Source organism: Bradyrhizobium sp. SSBR45G, from assembly GCF_030159255.1.
In the GTDB taxonomy this organism is placed as follows: Bacteria; Pseudomonadota; Alphaproteobacteria; order Rhizobiales; family Xanthobacteraceae; genus Bradyrhizobium.
Window position 1 is genome coordinate 90,491 of the sequence record NZ_BSCT01000016.1, and the last position, 18,808, is coordinate 109,298.

At 67.4% G+C, this 18,808-nt stretch carries 15 protein-coding genes and 1 pseudogene; 11 read left to right on the top strand and 5 right to left on the bottom strand.

Translation table 11 applies throughout. The annotated features are described in order from the left end of the window. The 4 genes and pseudogenes from QQL87_RS19465 to QQL87_RS19480 all read right to left on the bottom strand — a co-directional run. Positions 1–577: pseudogene (locus tag QQL87_RS19465) on the bottom strand (cell envelope biogenesis protein TolA); the annotation flags it as partial. Positions 578–589: 12 nt separating this feature from the next. Continuing rightward, positions 590–2,710: an OmpA family protein gene (locus QQL87_RS19470; RefSeq protein WP_284418930.1), complete on the bottom strand. Its 2,121-nt coding sequence runs from the start codon at positions 2,708–2,710 to the stop codon at positions 590–592. A gap of 280 nt (positions 2,711–2,990) precedes the next feature. Continuing rightward, the gene (locus tag QQL87_RS19475) at positions 2,991–4,583 is read right to left on the bottom strand and encodes an MBL fold metallo-hydrolase (protein WP_284418931.1); all 1,593 of its coding nucleotides are present in this window, start codon (positions 4,581–4,583) and stop codon (positions 2,991–2,993) included. 46 nt (positions 4,584–4,629) lie between these two features. Further along, the gene (locus QQL87_RS19480; protein WP_284418932.1) at positions 4,630–6,162 is read right to left on the bottom strand and encodes a thymidine phosphorylase family protein; all 1,533 of its coding nucleotides are present in this window, start codon (positions 6,160–6,162) and stop codon (positions 4,630–4,632) included. 383 nt (positions 6,163–6,545) lie between these two features. On the opposite strand from QQL87_RS19480, the gene QQL87_RS19485 reads away from it, so the two are divergent. Continuing rightward, a complete protein-coding gene (locus tag QQL87_RS19485; protein WP_284418933.1) occupies positions 6,546–6,710 on the top strand; it encodes a Flp family type IVb pilin in 165 nt (54 codons plus the stop codon). A 67-nt stretch (positions 6,711–6,777) separates the two neighbouring features. Here the strand turns inward: QQL87_RS19485 and ku are convergent, their stop codons facing one another. Continuing rightward, positions 6,778–7,767, bottom strand: a complete 990-nt coding sequence (gene ku / locus QQL87_RS19490; RefSeq protein ID WP_284418935.1) for a non-homologous end joining protein Ku — start codon at positions 7,765–7,767, stop codon at positions 6,778–6,780. A gap of 251 nt (positions 7,768–8,018) precedes the next feature. Between ku and QQL87_RS19495 the strand changes: the two genes are divergently transcribed. The 10 genes from QQL87_RS19495 (at position 8,019) to QQL87_RS19540 (ending at position 18,631) form a co-directional block, all read left to right on the top strand. Continuing rightward, the gene (locus QQL87_RS19495) at positions 8,019–8,171 is read left to right on the top strand and encodes a hypothetical protein (protein ID WP_284418936.1); all 153 of its coding nucleotides are present in this window, start codon (positions 8,019–8,021) and stop codon (positions 8,169–8,171) included. 298 nt (positions 8,172–8,469) lie between these two features. Next, a complete protein-coding gene (locus tag QQL87_RS19500) occupies positions 8,470–9,144 on the top strand; it encodes a response regulator transcription factor (RefSeq protein ID WP_006614547.1) in 675 nt (224 codons plus the stop codon). 62 nt (positions 9,145–9,206) lie between these two features. Then, positions 9,207–10,583 carry an ATP-binding protein gene (locus QQL87_RS19505; RefSeq protein WP_284418937.1) on the top strand — a complete coding sequence of 459 codons (1,377 nt, stop codon included), beginning with the start codon at positions 9,207–9,209 and terminating at the stop codon, positions 10,581–10,583. A 110-nt stretch (positions 10,584–10,693) separates the two neighbouring features. After that, positions 10,694–12,181: a hypothetical protein gene (locus tag QQL87_RS19510; RefSeq protein ID WP_284418938.1), complete on the top strand. Its 1,488-nt coding sequence runs from the start codon at positions 10,694–10,696 to the stop codon at positions 12,179–12,181. 125 nt (positions 12,182–12,306) lie between these two features. Next, entirely contained in the window at positions 12,307–12,576 is a 270-nt protein-coding gene (locus QQL87_RS19515; RefSeq protein ID WP_284418939.1) for a hypothetical protein, read from the top strand. A 164-nt stretch (positions 12,577–12,740) separates the two neighbouring features. Further along, positions 12,741–13,844: a c-type cytochrome biogenesis protein CcmI gene (ccmI, locus tag QQL87_RS19520; protein ID WP_284418940.1), complete on the top strand. Its 1,104-nt coding sequence runs from the start codon at positions 12,741–12,743 to the stop codon at positions 13,842–13,844. Positions 13,845–13,875: 31 nt separating this feature from the next. Next, complete coding sequence (gene ccmE / locus QQL87_RS19525) at positions 13,876–14,430, top strand: cytochrome c maturation protein CcmE (protein WP_284418941.1); 555 nt, start codon at positions 13,876–13,878, stop codon at positions 14,428–14,430. After that, positions 14,427–16,406, top strand: a complete 1,980-nt coding sequence (locus QQL87_RS19530) for a heme lyase CcmF/NrfE family subunit (RefSeq protein WP_284418942.1) — start codon at positions 14,427–14,429, stop codon at positions 16,404–16,406. Before ccmE ends, QQL87_RS19530 begins: the two co-directional genes overlap by 4 nt. A gap of 4 nt (positions 16,407–16,410) precedes the next feature. Beyond that, positions 16,411–16,896, top strand: a complete 486-nt coding sequence (locus tag QQL87_RS19535) for a cytochrome c-type biogenesis protein (protein ID WP_284418943.1) — start codon at positions 16,411–16,413, stop codon at positions 16,894–16,896. A gap of 391 nt (positions 16,897–17,287) precedes the next feature. Continuing rightward, positions 17,288–18,631: a methyl-accepting chemotaxis protein gene (locus tag QQL87_RS19540; RefSeq protein WP_284418944.1), complete on the top strand. Its 1,344-nt coding sequence runs from the start codon at positions 17,288–17,290 to the stop codon at positions 18,629–18,631. The last annotated feature ends 177 nt before the right edge of the window (positions 18,632–18,808 follow it).

Sequence of the window (18,808 nt, forward strand, 5' to 3'; positions counted from 1 at the left end):
GACGATCGGCCTCGGCTTTCGCGGCGGCCTCAGCGGCCAGGCGATCTGCCTCGGCTTTCGCAGCCGCTTCGGCGGCAAGGCGATCGGCCTCGGCTTTCGCGGCGGCTTCAGCGGCCAAGCGATCGGCTTCGGCTTTTGCAGCCGTCTCGGCAGCCAGGCGATCGGCCTCGACGCTGCCGGCGAGCTGCGCAGCGGCGGGCGATTGGGGCGGGCTGTCCGCCATCTGGCGGGCCTGCGGGGGTGCGGCGAACGCGAAGCCGTCTCCCGGACCTCCCGGCGACATCGCGCTGGTGTCGCCGAGCCCGGCATATTCCTTCAGCTGACCGCCAGCCAGGCAGCCGAGCACATAGGCGCCGACCATCAGCAATCCGACCTCGAGCCATAGCCCGGCGCGGCCCGGCAGCACCGCGAGCAGCGCCATCATGATCCCGATGACGATCCCCAGCGTCGTCGGCAGCAGCCAGCTCCTCAGCCAGTCCGGCCGCGGATCGTTCGACCAGGTGTGCCAGCCGACGAAGCCGCCGATCAGGGCGGCGAGGAGGATCCAGAACGGAAATGTTGCAAGGTCGTACATCATGATGTCAGCGCCTCACTTCACGACGAATTCGATGCGGCGGTTCTGCGCACGGCCTTCCGGCGTATCGTTCGAGGCGACCGGCTTGGTCTGGCCGTAGCCTTCCGAGGTCATGCGCGAGGTGTCGATGCCGGCCTCGCTGATATAGCTGACCACCGCCGCTGCCCGCCGCTTCGAGAGATCCATGTTGTTCTCCTCGTCGCCGACATTGTCGGTGTGGCCTTCGATCGCGATCTCGGCCTCCTTGCAGCGCTGAACGACGCCGACGATGTGGTCGAGCAGGGCCAGCGACTCGCGGCTGAGATCGGCGCTGCCGGTGCCGAAGCGAATCCGTCCCTTGGCCAGCAGCCCTTCGAGCGCCGGCTGGCATTCGGGGATCGGCAGCGGTGGGCTCTCCGGCTTCAGCCCGATCGTGATTCCGGCGAGCTTGATGTCGCCGCCGGCCGCCTCGGCGAGCGCCTTGCGAACCTGCTCGGCCGACTTGTCGTAGATCGCTTCGCCCTCGATGGTGATGGCCGCATCCTTCGCGGACAGCTTCGCCGACCACAGCCGCGCCAGCGCCGGGAATGTCGCGGTGAGCGATTTGACCAGATCCTTCGGGGCGCCGTCGGCGACCTTCAGGCCATCTTCGACCGTTTCGGTGGCGAAGCTCGATGTTGCCGCGCCCAGCACGTCGCGCCGTGCGGCCTCGTCGGGCACGTAGCCGCTGAGCTGCACGCGGCCCTCCTGCTTCTGCAGCCCGAACGCATAAGGCGACACCGGACCGTCGCGCACGTCGACGGCGGCGAGCGTGAACGGTGCCGGCAGGGCACCGGCCAGCGCTTCGCGAACGCCCGCACCGGTGACGTTGGCGAGCCCGACACCGCGGATCGAGATCTGGGTGTCGTTGATCTCGGCGCGGCCCTGGGCGAGCCTGCCGAGCTCCCTCAGCAGGCTCCCGGTCGCCTGTGCCACGTCGCCCCCCGGGGCGCCGCGCGCGATTCCGATCTCGCTCTTGATCACCTTGCCGTCGAACTGTCCGCTGGCCGAGCCCAGCATCGCCTCGCGCGCGGCGCCGCTTGGGGCGAGACCGGCCAGGCTGAGATGCGCGCCGTCAAACTCAGCCGACCAGCGATACGGCTTGATCTCCGGCGGCAGGATCTCCGCCTTCGCAAGTGTCAGTCCGCTCGGCAGCCGGGTGGTCGCTGCGATCGCTTCGTCATAGGCGGCGGTGGAGGGCGCTTCGCCCGAGATCGCGTAGCTGGCGTCGGAGATGACGACGCGCCCGTTGCTCAGGCGGCCGAGCTCTGCGAGCGCGTAAGCCGCATAGGCGTTGAAGTCGCCGGCCGGTGCGCCGCGGGCAATCTGCATCTGGTGCGTCACCGACGAGCCCGGCCATGCCTTGACCGCGGCGGCTTCGAGCGCGCGCCGGATATCGTCGCTCGGAACGACGCCGGACATCACGATCGACTTGCCGTTGCGATCTGCGCTCCAGATGAAGGGCTTCGCCTCCGGCGGCAGGATATCCACCTTGTCGAGCACCGCGCCGGCTGGCAGCTGCCGCGTTGCGGCGATGGCCGACTCATAGATGTCGGACGATACGGCTGCACCGGCGATCGCATAGGCCTTGTCGGCCAGCGAGAACTTGCCGCCATTGAGCTTGGCGGCCTGCACCAGCCCGTGGCCGGCGATCGCGGCGAAGTTGACCGGAGCGCCCAGGCCATAGCCGAGTCGATCGACCACCTCGCCGACGCCGGTGCCACGGGCGGCATTGAGCACCGCCTCTCGCACGGCCGGCGTCGGCACAGCGCCGGTGAGCACGAGCCGGTTGCCGTCGCGCTCGGCGCGGAACGCATAGGGTTTTGGCATCGGCAGCTTGTCGTAGTTGCCATCGACGAGGCGAACGCCGTTCACCGCGGCAGCATCGTTCAACCGGTCCGACTGATCAGCGCTGAACTCCGGCCCCTCGATGCGAACGTCGCGGCCTGCGACTGAGACCTTGAGCGCCGCAGCGGTATCGGGCAGGGCGGCCGCCACGGCTTGCTTTGCCCGTGGCGCGATATCGTCCTCGACTCCCGCGGTCTTGAAGCTCATGGCGGCGAGCCAGAGCACGCCGACGACGATCAGTCCCGCAGACCATTTCGATGGTTGATGCATGTGAGCGCCCCCGTTTCCCCACCTGCCCGGATTCACCCGGATCGTGCCGTTGTCGTGAACCACGCGCGGAGCGTATCAGAATCGTGTTCCGAGGCCAGCCGGCTGCGCGTTGTGCCCCAAGCTATGCACAAGCGCAGATGGCGTGCTGTCCGGCAGCCTTGCTTCCGGGCATGGTGCGTCGCGATCGATATTCGAGCCTGTCAGGTTGCGATCAAAGTGTGACCGTTCGACGACGAGGGGGCGCCGCAGACGTGCCGCGCTCACGGCGAGGTCAGCCGCGTCACTCATCGAGCGCCCGGCGCAGACGGCGGATGATGACGCCGCGGGCGCGATCGTCCGCGGCCTGTTCGATGCGTTCGTGAATGTCGAGCAGCAGGCCCGACATGTCGTTGTGCCAGTCGAGCCGCGTGACCGCCTCCGGCGCGAGCCGCCGCCGTCGCGCCACATCGAGCAGCGTCGGCGCCGCGCTGGTGAGCTCGTAGACATCGTCGAGCAGGGGCGAAAACACCTTCGCCGACGGCACGATCCGCTCGGCGACGCGTGTGGCCAAAGCTTCGATCGCAGCCTCCTCGCCATGCGACAGGAACAGCCCGCGCGCGATCGGGCGGCGGGCCGCGATCCAGCGCGCGATCTCGGCACCGTCGGCATGGCCGGAGTAGTCGTCGATCATGCGGATGCGCGCCGCGACCTTGATCTCCTCGCCCTGGATGCGCACCGCCTTGACGCCGTCCTGCAGGAAGCGGCCGAGCGTGCCGTTGGCCTGATAGCCGACCAGCAGCACCGTCGCGCGGCTGTTCCAGAGCCAGCGCTTCAGATGATGGCGGATGCGGCCGGCATCGCACATGCCGCTGGCGGCGATGATGATGTGGAAGCCGGTCAGCTTGGCGATCGCCTTGCTCTCGTCGACTGTCTCGGTGAAGCGCAGATGCGGCGACGACAACAGGCGGCCGACATCGCTGCCGCCGTCGAGGCTCTCGGTGTGCGCGCGAAACACCTCGGTGGCGTGGATGGCCAGCGGCGAGTCCAGGAAGATCGGCGCGGCCGGAATCTCGCCGCGCTCCATCAGGCCGACGAGATCGACGATCAGCTCCTGCGTCCGCTCGACCGCAAAGGCCGGGATCAGCAGCGCGCCCTTGGCGGACGCGGCGTCGCGCACCTCGCCGGCGAGACGGCTGCGGCGCAGCTCCGGCGTGGTCGGCTCGCGGATGCGGTCGCCATAGGTGGCCTCGGAGATCACGTAGTCGAACCCCTCCGGCGCCCGCGGATCGGGCTGCAGCAGCTTGGCGTCAGGGCCGACGTCGCCGGAGGCGAGCAGCCGCAGCGCCCCGCCATCGGCGCCCTGGCCTGCGAATTCGATCTCGATCGACGCCGAGCCCAGGAGATGTCCGGCATTCCAGTAGCGGGCGCGAATGCCGGGAATGATGTCGGTCCAGGTCTCGTAGGCCACCGCCTGGAAATATTGCAGCGAAGCGATCGCGTCGGCCTGCGTATAGATCGGCCTGACCTCGCCGCGGCCGCGCGCAATGTTGCGGCGGTTAAGCGCCAGCACCTCCTGCTCCTGGATGTTGCCGGCATCGGGCAGCATCCATGAGCAGAGATCGATGGTGCCGCGCGTCGCGAAGATGCGGCCGTCGAAGCCCATCCGGACCAGCTTGGGCAGCAGGCCGCTATGGTCGATATGCGCATGCGTCAGCAGCACGGCGTCGATATCGGCGGGACGGAACGGGAAGTCGCCGTAGTTCAGCTCCTTCAGCGTCTTCTGGCCCTGGAACAGGCCGCAATCGATCAGGATCTGGCCCTTGTCGGTGCGCACGAGGTAGCACGAGCCGGTCACCGTATGCGCGGCACCGCAGAAGCGAAGGCTGACACTCATGCGGCGATCTCCTCGGACATCTGGATGAAAGTTCGACGTCGGCCCATCACCGGTGACCGTTCGGTCCCTCGGCGAAGGCGTAGCCGTTATCGGCACTGGCGGCGGTCGCGGCCAGGTCATGCTCCGACGGATCGCAGGTGAAGACGCGGTAGAGTGGCTCGCCCTGGTCGACTCGGTCGCCGATCTTCTTGAACAGCCTGATCCCGGCGCCCTTGTTGACCGGCGCACCGGCGGTGCGCGCCAGGCGATTCAGCCGCAGGCAATCGATCGCGGAGACGATGCCGTCGCGGTCGGCCCTGACGTCGAAAGCGAGATCGCCGAGCTCGCTGCGGCTTGTGGTCGGTCCCTGCGCGTCGATGATCTTCTGCATCTGCTTCAGCGCCGCGCCGCTGTCGAGCAGCTCGCGCGCCCTGCCATAGCCGGCGCCGCCGCGCAGCTTCGGATCATATTCGAGCAGATGCGCGGCCAGCCGCAGCGACTTCTCGCGCAGATCCGTGGGCGCCGACGGCTCGTTGCCGAGCACCGCCATCACGTCGCGCGCCTCCAGCACCGGTCCGATGCCGTTGCCGATCGGCTGCCGGCCATCGGTCGTGATCACCTCGACCTTGAGGCCGAACCGGTCGCCGACGAATTCGAACAGCTTGCGCAGGCGCATCGCGTCGGCGCCGTTGGTGAGCTTGGCGGTCGGGCCGACCGGCAGGTCGAGCAGCAGATGCGTCGAGCCGGCGGCAAGCTTCTTCGAGATGATCGAGGCGACCATCTGCTCGCGGGTGTCGAGGCTGAGCGGGCGCTCGACCGAGATCAGGATGTCGTCGGCCGGCGACAAATTGACGTGGCCGCCCCAGATCACGCAACCGTTGCAGGCCGCCACGATCGATTTCATCTCCTCGACGCCGACATTCACCCGCGCCAGCACTTCCATCGTGTCGGCGGTGCCGGCCGGCGAGGTGATCGCGCGCGAGGAGGTCTTCGGAATCGTCAGGCCATGGGCCGCGACGATCGGCACCACGACCATCGAGGTCCGGTTGCCGGGGATGCCGCCGATGCAGTGCTTGTCGACCACGACAGGCTCCGGCCAAGTCAGTTGCGTGCCGGCATTGGCCATCGCCCGCGTCAGGGCGAGCAGTTCGCCCGAGGTCATGAAGCTGGCCGAGCCGATCAGGAACGCCGCGATCTCCATGTCGGAATAGCGATAGTGGGCGAGGTCCTCGATGACGGCGGTGATCGCCTGGTCGCTCAAGGTCTCGCCGCGGATCTTGGCGCGGACGGCCTCGAGGCTGTCGGGCGGGGTGGCCGGCGAGACCGTCGCCAAGGTGCCGGCCGGCTCGGCGAAGCGTCGCAGCGCCGGCTCCGACAGGCCGATCTCGTCGGGCCCGACCAGCGCGTCGTCGTCGGTGATCAGCAGGGTGGCGAGCAGGGTTCGCGAATTGCAGCGCAACTCGACCCGGCTGAAGCCGCTGAAGACCTCAGGCCGCAATGCGCGCGAACGGCGGGAGATCACGACGACGTTCTCGCGGCCGGTGTCGAGCGCGACGCTGCGGATCTTGAGCTGGGGGCGGGCGGTTTCGGCTGTGGTCATGGCGGCACAATGAGACCTTACCTCCGCCGCCGCCATGACCGTTGACGCAGATCAGAGCGCGATCCCGGCGGATAAGCCGAATTTTTTCTGAATATGTCAGCCGCGAATTCGGCGGGCGACCTCGTCGCCGCCGAGCCGGCGGTCTCGCGAATCCGAAGCAAACCGTAGGAGTTTCATCGACTTGCGATCTACTCTTGACCGGAGAGGCGGACGAGAAAGGATAAGTCGTGGGATGCGGGCGCGCGAATTGCCGCAGCGCCGGTACCTGATCGGGTTAACCGATTGTTCAAGCGGATGACCGAGGGTTCCCCAGGGGCGTCCGTCCCGGCCTGTTTGTGCGCCGTTCCGGCGCGGCAGACGATCGAGCCCGACCGGAGTGGTAGATGCGGCAGTTGATTGCGAGCTTCCTGAAGAATCAGGCTGGCGCGACCTCGATCGAATACGCGATCATTGCCGGTGGACTGAGCATCGTCATCCTGGCGGCCGTCAACGGTCTCGGATCGGGCCTCAGCAGCAAGTTCACGTCGATCAACAGTTCGATCAAGTAGCGGGCTCGCGGTCCGCTTTCGTCCGTCCGCACCGGCAGGAAACCATTCGGCGTGAAGCCGAGGCTGGTCAACCGGCCTTGCGTGAGCGCGCGCCCGTCCGGGCCGGCTTCTCGGCCTTTTTCGGCTCGTCGGCCTTTTTCGGCTCGTCCTTTGTCAGCGGTTCCTTGGTCTTCTTGCCGCTGATCGGCAGCAGCATCTCGCGCTGGCCTTCGACGCGCTTCTTCGCCTTCTTGGCTTTGGCCTTTGGGGCAGGGGCCTGCTCGGCGGGCGCCTTGTCGCCTTCGCTGGCCAGGCTGCGCTTCAGTGCGTCCATCAGGTTGATGACATTGCCGCTCGACTTCGGCGCCGCCTTGGCCGTGATCGTCACGCCATTGCGCTTCTTGTTGATCAGCTCGATCAGCGCCGCCTCGTAGTGATCCTCGAAATTCTCCGGCTGGAACTCGGCCGATTTCTTCTCGACGATGTGCTTGGCGAGGTCCAGCATGTCGCTGGTGATCTTCACGTCCTGGATGTCGTCGAAATACTCCTCTTCGCTACGGACCTCGTAGGGGTAGCGCAGCAGCGTTCCCATCAGGCCCTTGCCGAGCGGCTCGAGCGCGATGATGTGCTCGCGGTTGGTCAGCACCACACGTCCGATCGCGACCTTGTCCATGCTGCGGATGGTCTCGCGGATGACGGCGAAGGCGTCATGGCCGACCTTGCCGTCGGGGACGAGGTAATAGGGGCGGATCAGATAGCGGCTGTCGATGTCGGTGCGCGGCACGAACTCGTCGATCTCGATCGTGTGCGTGGAGTCGAGCGCGATGTCGTCGAGCTCGTCCTTGGTGACCTCGATATAGGTGTCGGCGTCGACCTTGTAGCCCTTGACGATGTCGTCGCTGGCGACCTCCTCGCCGGTCTCGGCGTCGACCCTGCTGTATTTGATGCGGTGGCCGGTCTTGCGGTTGATCTGGTTGAACGAGACCTTCTCCGACTCCGACGTCGCCGGATAGAGCGCGACCGGACAGGTCACGAGCGACAGCCGCAGAAAACCCTTCCAATTGGCGCGCGGGGCCATGACCTACTCCACCTACTCTGAACTGACGGCTTGCTACGAACCGGCTGCGACGGCAGGCGCTGCTGAGACGCCGGTCGAGGATAACACCCGGGCGTCCGGATTCAATGCGGCCCGCGGGCTTATTTGCTGATCGGCGTTAACCGGTCGCAGTCATGCGCTGCGCAGGGAACATCATCTGACGGGCGAAGTTGCCAAAGGAGCGCGCGATAGATCGCATACCGTCAACGCAATAGCAGGGAGCTGAGGGCGCCATGGCAATTAGACGACATCAGCAGATCGTCGAAACTCCCACCGAAGCACGGCAGGGTGAGCTGGGACCGTCGGTGCTGGCCATGCTGGCCATTTCGACCGGACTGGCCCTGCTGGTCCTGGGGCTGATCTGGTTCGTGTTCTTCCACACGTGAGGGTGACGCCGGCTGACGGCCCATCCCCAGGAATGACCCAGGCGAGGTGAGTGGACGCGGTCCTCCCATCTGGCTTGGCGGGTGAACAGGTATCCGGCGCAAGCCGGCAGGCCCGCGGGTCTTTTCATTTCATCCCCCCAGAGCTTATATCCGCCCCAATTCTGTCGGCCCTTGCCGGCGGGCTCGATCGAGATGACCAAAAAGTAACCTGGTCGGTCGGGTTCCGTTCATGCACGGTTCACGGCCTTCCGGTTCATCTTGAGGGCGGAAATCGTGCAGTTCAGCTTTGGAGGCAAGCGTGCGTCTGCTCGTTGTCGAGGACGATCCGGATCTCAACCGTCAGCTCACCACGGCGCTGAGCGACGCCGGCTACGTCGTGGACCGTGCGTTCGATGGTGAAGAGGGGCATTACCTGGGCGACAGCGAGCCCTACGACGCGGTCGTACTCGACATCGGCCTGCCCAAGATGGACGGCATCTCGGTGCTGGAAGCGTGGCGGCGCAATGGCCGGGCGATGCCGGTCTTGATCCTGACGGCGCGCGATCGCTGGAGCGACAAGGTGCAGGGCTTCGACGCCGGCGCCGACGACTATGTCGCCAAGCCGTTCCATCTGGAGGAAGTGCTCGCGCGCATTCGCGCGCTGCTGCGCCGCTCCGCCGGCCATGCCCAGAGCGAGCTGACCTGCGGGCCGGTGACGCTCGACACCCGCACGGGCAAGGTCAGCGTGTCGGGCAATCCCGTCAAGATGACCTCACACGAGTACCGCCTGCTGTCCTACCTGATGCACCATTCCGGCCGCGTCGTGTCGCGCAGCGAGCTGGTCGAGCATCTCTACGACCAGGACTTCGACCGCGACTCGAACACGATCGAGGTGTTCGTCGGCCGCATCCGCAAGAAGCTGGATTGCGACGTCATCCAGACCGTGCGGGGCCTCGGTTATCTGCTGACGCCGCCGCCGGCTGCGGGCGCCTGATCGAATCGCTGCGCCCGCCATTCGAGGTGGCCGGGCGCAGGCGGTTTCGCTAATGATCGATCATGCGCCAGAGCTCACTTGCCACCCGGTTGTTCCTGTCCGCGACCGCATGGCTCGTGGTCATTCTCGCCATCACCGGCATCGTGCTGTCGTCGGTCTATCGCAACGCGACGGAGCGTGCCTTCGACCGCCGGCTGAACCTGTATCTGCGCACCTTGATCGCCGAGGTCGCGACACCCGACGATCCGCCGGATCGCCAGTTCCAGTCGCTCGGTGAGCCCCTGTTCGAGCTGCCGCTGTCCGGCTGGTACTGGCAGATCACCCGCACCGATACCGAAAAACCGGAGGTGCGTGCCTCGCGTTCGCTGTGGGACAAGAAGCTGCCCAAGCTCGAGGAGCAGGGCATCGAGCTGACCGCGGCTGGTATCCGGATCGGCTATGTCGAGGGGCCGGAGAACCAGGACCTGCGCATGGTCGAGCGTCCGGTCGATCTCGGCACCGACGGCAAATTCCTGGTCAGCGTCGCCGGCGATGCCTCCGAGATCTTCGACGAGACCCGCAGCTTCGACTACTACCTCGGCGGCACCTTCACCGCGCTCGGCGTCGTGCTGCTGCTGACGACCGTCTTCCAGGTGCGCTACGGCCTGGCGCCATTGAAGCGGATCTCCGAATCGATCGCCGACATCCGCTCCGGCCGTGCCGAGCGGCTGGAGGGCGAGTTTCCGGTCGAGATCGCACCTTTGGCGCGCGAGACCAATGCGCTGATCGATGCCAATCGCGAGATCGTCGAACGCGCCCGCACCCATGTCGGCAATCTGGCCCATGCCATCAAGACGCCGCTGTCCGTCATCGTCAACGAGGCGACGACCCATGCCGCCGATCCGTTCGCGGCCAAGGTGATGGAGCAGGCCGACGTGATGCGGGACCAGGTCGCCCATCATCTGGAGCGGGCGCGGATCGCGGCGCGCGTGACCATCGTCTCCACGGTCACCGAGGTGGCGCCGGCGATCGAGGCGCTGCGCCGCACCATGGAGAAGATCTATCGCGGCCGCAGCATCGTGGTCGAGGCGACCGCCGATCCTGCCGCGCGGTTTCGCGGCGAGCGCCAGGACCTCGAGGAGATGGTCGGCAACCTCATCGACAATGCCTGCAAATGGGCGACCTCCCGGGTCTCGGTCGAGGTCGCGGTGGAGCCGCCCGCCCAGGCCGGAGCCACGTCGATGCTGCGCATCGTCGTCGATGACGACGGCCGCGGCCTGTCGGCCGCCGAGCGGGCCCAGGTGCTGCGACGCGGCCAGCGGCTGGACGAATCCAAGCCGGGATCCGGGCTCGGGCTGTCGATCGTCACCGATCTGGCCGCGCTCTATGGCGGCCGGCTGACCCTGGGCGACGCGCCGGTCGGGGGCCTGCGGGCCGAGCTGAGGTTGCCCGGCGTTTAACGGGCCGGCGAATTTCGCCATCCTAAAGGTGTTCTTAATACCGCGCCCGCTATGGTCGGGGCCGGGGTGCGCGATGTGCGCTCTCGCCGTGGAAATTTGCACGCCGGCGCATGGGTCAGACAGCTCACGAGCGATTGAGGGAATATCTCGGGCAGCTGCCGCCGAACGCGCAGTCGCTCCTGATGCGTGAGTTCGAGCGGGCCATCGAGCGCGGCCAGGACGTCGCCGTCGCCACGCTCGTGCTCGAGCAGTTGCGCAAGGTGGTGCGTCCCGCAGCGCTGGTGCCAGCCGCCGCGCCGCCTGCCGCCCCGCCGCCCGCAGCCGAACCCGTTCGCCCTCCGCCCGCCATCGAGGTCGCCCGCGCGCCGACGCGCGAGGATCGCCGCCAGAGCGGCGACGGTCCGCGCCGGCTGTTCCGGCCGCTCGAGCCGTTCCTTACCGATTCCACCGGTCCGCTGCGTCCCGGCCAGATCCGCCGCGCCTCGCTGCTGTCCGTCTGGCAGTGGCTTGGCCGCGAAGGTGCGCCGGAGCGCCATGCCGAGTTCGAGGCGGCGATGTCGGCCCACAGCGAAAGCGCGCGGGAGGTCGAGGTGGCCGCCCGCAAGCTGCAGCTTGCGGCGGCCGAGGCGCTGATGAAGCTGGTCGGCCCCAATGCCACGGGCGACCGCCAGCGCGCGCTCGCCCGCATCGGCGCGCCGAGCGTGATCGAGGACCTGCTGCCGATCGCGCTCGTGCTGCAGAACCGCGAGGCGCTGGATGGCCTCAATGGCCGGTTGCCCGGCATCATCCGCGTGCTCGGCGATTCCCAGATCGCTTCGGTCACCGACGCGATCAACGTGCCGTCGCTGCAGACGCCGTTGATGCTGCCGTTCGCGCTGTCGCTGGTGATGCAGCGGCTGGCCGCGCCGTGGCAGATCATCCGCCTCGCCACCAAGATCGCCGCCTCCGATGACGAGATCCGGGTCGCCGCGACCCCGTTCGGCGTCGCCGTCACCATCGCGCTGAACGATCTTGCCAACCTCGCCGCGACGTTGCGCGCCGATATCCGGCGCGGGCATTTCGCCAATCTCGGCGACACGCTGAAGTCGCTGCATGACGGCGCCCGCGGCCTGCGCACCGAGCTCGACCTGCGCTCGGAATCCAATTGGGGCAAGCAGCTCACGGCGATCCGCGCCGACATCTCCAACGCGTTGCAATCTGAGATTGACAGCGTGCCCGGCCGTGCCCGCCGCATCCTGCGCCAGCGCGCCGACAAGGACATTCCGGCCGGCGCCGGCGTCGACGGCGGCGAGGTCGAGGAGGTGGCGGCGCTGATCGAGTTCGTCGCGGTGTGCCGCAACTATGCCAGCGAGCTCGCGATCAACGAGGTGACGCTGAGGACCTATACCGACCTGCAGCAATACGTCGAGAAGGCGACCGAAGCGCTGGTGCAGTCGCTGCGATCGGGCGATGCGCGCGCGCGCGCCTATCGGCAGTCGCAGGTTTCGGCGGCGATCCGCTTCTGCCACGTTCTGTTCGGCAACGACTATGCCCAGTTGATGAGTAGGGCCGCTGAAAATGCGATGAATGGGGAGCGAAAATCTTCGCGCGCCGGCTAGTACTTTTTGCTATTATCCACTCGATTTCTCGAACGCAATTTTAGGTTGACCGCAGCCCGCGGCCACGCATAGGTTCCATCCGTCCAGGTTTTGGACGCTCAAATCCACACGTTTTCATCAAGACCATGATTTCCACCATCAACTTCGTCGAGGTCGAGAACCGCGTCGTCAGCGCGACTTATCGCAACCTCATGATCAAGGCCAAGGTCGTGCTCGTCGACAAGACGAGCGGGACGCAGCTGCCCGGTCCTGTCACCACCATCGCCTCGCCGGTCCCCGTGGGCTCGCTGCGGATCCGGCTGACCGAGGAGGTCAGGCCGGGGACCTATATCCTGGTGGCCCTCAACGGGCACGGCAGCTATCTCGCCAAGAGCGCCGAGTTCGAGGTGCCCTGATCCAAGTGCCTTAATTCAGATGCCGTAATTACGTAATCCTCCTGAGTTTTTTGGCGCGACGGGCTGGGGTACCAGGGCGGCAATTGTGAATTGCCGCCGGGAACGGTGCTGGTTAAAAGCGGCGCGATGCGCCTGCCGGTGGGCGCTGACTGGAACTCTGCCCGATGACGCTCTGGTTCGTGTTCGCCGTGATGACGGCTGCGGCGATCTTCGCCGTCCTGCTGCCGCTCGGGCTCGGCGCGCGCACCCCGTCGGACGGCCGCGAAGCCGCCGTCTACACGGACCAATTGGCCGAGATCGAGCGCGACGTTGAAAACGGTCTGATCGGCAAGGTCGAGGCCGAAGCGGCACGGGTCGAGATCGGCCGCCGGCTGCTGGCGGCCGCCGACCAGGAGAACGAGGTGCCGGTCAAGGCCAGTATAGGCTGGCGCCGCGCCGCCGCGGTGCTGGCGCTGATCGGGGTGCCGGTCGTGGCGCTCGCCGTCTATCTGCCGCTCGGCTCGCCGCAATTGCCCGACTTTCCGCTCACCGCCCGTGCCGCGCCGCCGGATGGCTCGCAGCCGCTAGAGGCGCTGGTGTCGCAGGTCGAGCAGCATCTGCAGAAGAACCCGACCGACGGCCGCGGCTGGACCGTGCTGGCCCCGGTGCTGGCGCGGCTCGGCCGCACCGAGGACGCCATTCGCGCCTACCGCAACATGATCACCTATGCCGGCGACGGCGCCGCCAAGCGCGCCGATCTCGGCGAGATGATCGCGGCCGCCGCCGGCGGCGTCGTCACCGCCGAGGCCAAGGCCGAGTTCGAGCGCGCGCATGCGCTCGAGGCCGACGAGCCGAAATCCAATTACTATCTCGGGCTCGCCGCCGAGCAGGACGGCCGCAAGCAGGATGCCGCTGCGATCTGGCTGAGGCTGCTGAGCAAGGCCCCGGCGGACGCGCCGTGGCGGCCGCTGGTCGCGGCGGCGCTGGCCCGCGTCGGCGGCGGCGAGGCGCCGGCGCTGCCGAGCGAAGCGATGGCTGCGGCCAAGAGCATGAGCGAAGGCGACCGCGATACGATGATCCGCGGCATGGTTGACCGGCTGGCGACGCGGCTAAAGCAGGATGGCGGCGACGTCGAGGGCTGGCTGCGCCTGGTGCGCGCTTATGTCGTGATGGGTGATCTCGACAAGGCCAAGGGAGCGTTATCGGATGCACGGCAGGCCGTATCGGGCGATGCCGAACGATTGCGGCAGCTCAACGAGGGCGTGAAGACTTTCGGGCTGGATGGATGAGCGGCACTTCGGCCGCCGACGGGATTTTGGGATGACACGCAAGCAGAGGCGTTTGACGATCATCGGTGGGGCGCTGTTCGTGCTCGCGGTCGCAGCCGGGCTGGTGCTCAATGCGCTGCGCGACTCCATCGTGTTCTTCTCGACGCCGACCATGGTCGCGGAGAAGCATATCGGCCCGGGCAAGCGCTTCCGGCTCGGCGGCTTGGTGCAGCCCGGATCGCTGAAGCGCGGCGACGATCTCGCCGTCAGCTTCGAGGTCGCCGATGGCGGCGCCAAGCTGCCGGTCGCCTACAAGGGCATCCTGCCGGATCTGTTCCGCGAAGGGCAGGGCGTCGTCGCCGAGGGCGCGCTCGATGCATCCGGCGTGTTCAAGGCCGACACCGTGCTCGCCAAGCATGACGAGACCTACATGCCGAAGGAAGTCGCCGACAGCCTGAAGAAGCAGGGCCATTGGAAGGACGATTACGGCAAGCCGCAAGGCGCGGCCAAACCAGCCGGCGCAGCCACGCCAGCCGGCGCAGCCACGCCAAGCCCGGTGTCGATGCGCGAGGGTGCTGACAAGAGCGCCGCAGGAGCAACCCAGTGATTGCAGAGAGCGGACATTATGCCCTGGTGCTGGCGCTCGCGCTGGCGCTGATCCAGTCCACCGTGCCGATGCTCGGCGCCGCCCAGCGCGACGTCGCGCTGATGAATGTCGGCCGCTCGGCCGCGCTGGCGCAGCTCGTCTTCGCCGGCCTGTCCTTCATCGCGCTGATCACCCTGCATGTGAGCTCGGACTTCTCCGTCGCCAACGTGTTCGAGAACTCGCACTCGATGAAGCCGCTGCTCTACAAGATCACCGGCGTGTGGGGGAACCACGAAGGCTCGATGCTGCTGTGGGTGTCGATCCTGGCGCTGTTCGGCGCCATGGTCGCAGCCTTCGGCAACAATCTGCCGCTGTCGTTGCGCGCCCGCGTGCTATCCGTGCAGGCCTGGGTCGCCAGCGCCTTTTATCTCTTCATCCTGACCACCTCGAATCCGTTCGCGCGGCTCGCCACGCCGCCGATCGAGGGCCGCGACCTCAATCCGGTGCTGCAGGACATCGGGCTGGCGGTGCATCCGCCGATGCTCTATCTCGGCTATGTCGGCTTCTCGATCTCGTTCTCGTTTGCGATCGCCGCCCTGATCGAGGGCCGCATCGATGCGGCCTGGGCGCGCTGGGTGCGGCCGTGGACCCTGATGGCCTGGATCTTCCTGACCCTCGGCATCGCCATGGGCTCCTACTGGGCCTATTACGAGCTCGGCTGGGGCGGCTGGTGGTTCTGGGACCCGGTCGAGAACGCCTCGCTGATGCCCTGGCTCGCCGGCACCGCGCTGCTGCACTCCGCCGTCGTGATGGAGAAGCGCAACGCGCTCAAGGTCTGGACCATCCTCTTATCGATCCTGACCTTCTCGCTGTCGCTGCTCGGCACCTTCCTGGTGCGCTCCGGCGTCATCACCTCGGTGCATGCGTTCGCCAGCGATCCGACCCGCGGCGTCTTCATCCTCGGCATCCTCGTGCTGTTCATCGGCGGCAGCCTCACCTTGTTCGCCGGCCGCGCCACCGCGCTGAAGCAGGGCGGGCTGTTCGCGCCGATCTCGCGCGAAGGCGCGCTGGTGCTCAACAATCTGCTGCTCACCGTGAGCTGCGCCACCGTGCTGTTCGGCACGCTGTATCCGGTCATCATGGAGGCGCTCGACTTCAAGCTCTCGGTCGGCGCGCCGTTCTACAACCTCACCTTCGGTCCCTTGTTCGCGCTGCTCCTGCTGATGGTGCCGTTCGGCCCGATGCTGGCGTGGAAGCGCGGCGATCTCGTCGCGGCGATGCAGCGGCTGCTGGCGGCCGGCGTCGCGTCGCTGGCGGCGATCGCGATCGCCTGGGCCTGGGCGCGCGGCGGCAGCGCGCTGGCGCCACTCGGCATCGGCCTCGGCGTGTTCGTCATCACCGGCGCCATCGTCGATCTGGTCGAGCGCACCGGCATCGCGCGCGTGCCTTTCAGGACGGCGCTGCATCGCACCCGCGGCCTGCCGCGCTCGGTGTGGGGCACCGCGTTCGCGCATGCCGGCCTCGGCATAGCCCTGCTTGGCATCGTCTGCGAGACCACCTGGAACAGCGAGCTGATCTCTACGCTGCGTCCGGGCGACGTCCGCAATCTCGCCGGCTACCAGATCAAGTTCGACGGCATGACCCAGCGCCAGGGCCCGAACTTCGCCGAGGTCGTCAGCACCTTCGTGATCAGCGAGGACGGCAAGCAGCTCAGCGTAATGACGCCGAGCAAGCGCAGCTTTGCAACGCGCGGCATGTCGACGACGGAAGCCGCGCTGATGACACGCGGCGTCAGCCAGCTCTACGTCTCGCTCGGCGACACCACCGCCGACGGCGGGCTTGCCGTGCGCATCTATCACAAGCCGCTGGTGCTGCTGATCTGGTTCGGCCCGGTGCTGATGGCGTTCGGTGGTCTCTTGTCGCTGTCGGATCGTCGCTTGCGTGTCGGCGCGCCCCAGCCGGCGCGTGGGCTGCGCGGCCTGCAGGCGGCGGAGTAGGCGGATGCGACGCAGTCTCAGTTCCGTCGCGCTCGCGCTGCTGCTGTTGAGTTCGCCGGCCGCGCATGCGGTGCAGCCCGACGAGATCATGTCGGACCCGGGAAAGGAATCCCGCGCCCGAGATCTGTCGCGCGAGCTGCGCTGCATGGTCTGCCAGAACCAGTCGATCGACGATTCCGATGCACCGCTGGCGCGCGACCTGCGGCTCCTGGTGCGCGAGCGGCTCGCCGCAGGTGACAGTGACAATCAGGTGCTGGACTTCCTGGTCGCGCGCTACGGCCAGTTCGTGCTGCTGAAGCCGCGCTTCGAGCGCCAGACCTTGCTGCTGTGGCTGCTGCCGCCGGTGCTGCTGCTCGGCGGCGGGCTGGCGCTGTGGCTGCAGGTGCGCCGCCGCAGCCAGCGCGGCACGGAGGTCACGCTGAAGCTGACGCCGGAGGAAGAGGCACGGATCGCCGCGCTGATCGCAGCCGAGAAGCCGCCGGCGGCGTGAAGCGCGTGAATCATGGTCGATGTGCCGCGCTCGACGCCAAATCCTCTCCATGAACACGCCTCTTGGCGCGTTCATGGTCCGGTGTGCAGTGCCTCGGCTTTTGCACCTCATGGTGAGGAGGCGCGCAGCGCCGTCTCGAACCATGAGGCCCCAGTGAGGCCTCGCCCTTCGAGACGCCCGCCTGCGGCGGGCTCCTCAGGGTGAGGAGCGGAAGGCAGAACCCGGCCGGAGGACTCGTCGTCAGCGTCCAGCACGCCCTTGGTGATCGATCCTTGTTCCGCCCGCCACCCCCGTGTTCGCCCGTGCTCCGCCCGCCCGCCGGCTTTCATCTTATTTTACCTTTGTCTGGAAACGTGCGTTGACATTCCGTCTGCGTATCCGGGCAAAGCCAATGTTCTCCAACAGCCATCTGACGATCCGCTTCCTGGTGGGAGGCGTCGTGGCCTCTCTTCTCATGCTGTTGGCGATCGGCGGCGGCACCGGCTTCATCGCGGTGCTCTATCTCAACAACCAGATCACCAGCCTGTCGTCCGACTTCGCCACGCTCAGCGGCCCGGCGCGTGATCATGCGACGCTGATCTATCAGCAGGCGCAGTCGGCCTTCTCCTGGTTTCTGATCGCCTGCGTCGCGATCGCGGTGTTCGCCAGCACCGTCTGCCTGATGACCTACGCGGCCGTGCAGAACGGCATCCTGCGTCCGCTCGCCGCGATGGTCAGCGCGATGCGCGACGTCGCCGACCAGAAATATGACACGCGCATTCCCGGCCTCGGCCTGTCCAACGAGATCGGCCAGCTCGCCGGCGCGCTCGAGGTGTTCAAGACCAACGGCATCGAGCGTCAGCGCCTCACCGCGCGCGAGCTGCAGGACGCCCAGCGCCAGGGCGAGCGTTCGCGCTTTCTCGACGGCCGCATCCACAGCTTCAACGACCTCGTCGCCAGCGTGGTCGGCAGCGTGGCGTCGTCGGCCGTCCGCCTGAAGAGCAATGCCGAGACGCTGTCGCGCGCCGCCAACGACACCTCGGCCAAGGCCAATGCCGTCGAGGCCGCGGCCAACCACGCCAACCGCAGCGTCCAGACGGTGGCCGGCTCGACCGAGGAGATGACGAGCTCGATCGGCACCATCAGCCGCCGCGTCTCCGACGCCACCCAGCGTGCCGAGGGTGCGGCCTCGCAGGCCGAGAAGAGCAAGAACACCATCCACGCGCTGTCGGACGCCGCCGAGAAGATCGGCGCCGTCGTCCAGCTGGTGCAGGCGATCGCCTCGCAGACCAATCTGCTGGCGCTCAACGCCACCATCGAGGCCGCGCGCGCCGGCGAAGCGGGCCGGGGCTTCTCGGTGGTCGCGTCGGAGGTGAAGAACCTCGCCAACCAGACCAGCAAGGCGACCGACGAGATCTCGGCGCATGTCGCCAGCATCCAGGGCATCACCGCCGAGACCCGCGGCGCCATCGACGGCATCTCCACGACCCTGAGCGAGATCAGCGCCATCATGTCCGGCATCGAGGTCGACACCTCGCAGCAGCGCAACTCGACCCAGGACATCTCCCGCAGCGTCCAGGAAGCCGCCCGCGGCACCCTCGACGTCTCCAACCACATCGCCCAGATCAGCTCCACGTCCGCCGAAACCGGCCGCCTCGCCACCGACGCCCGCGACGCCGCCGGCGAGCTCTCGCAGCAGGCCGAGACGCTGAAACGCGAGGTCGAGGCGTTCATCGTGAGCGTGAAGGCGAGCTGAGGGGCGAAGCCATTGCCCGTGTCGCGCGAGCGGCTTCCACAATCACTGCCGTCGTCCCGGCGAACGCCGGGACCCATAACCACAGGCAGATGTGGTTGGGCGGGATGCCGGACCAGTCGTGTCTCACCACAACCGCCGCGGAGTATGGATCCCGGCGTTCGCCGGGATGACGTCGGA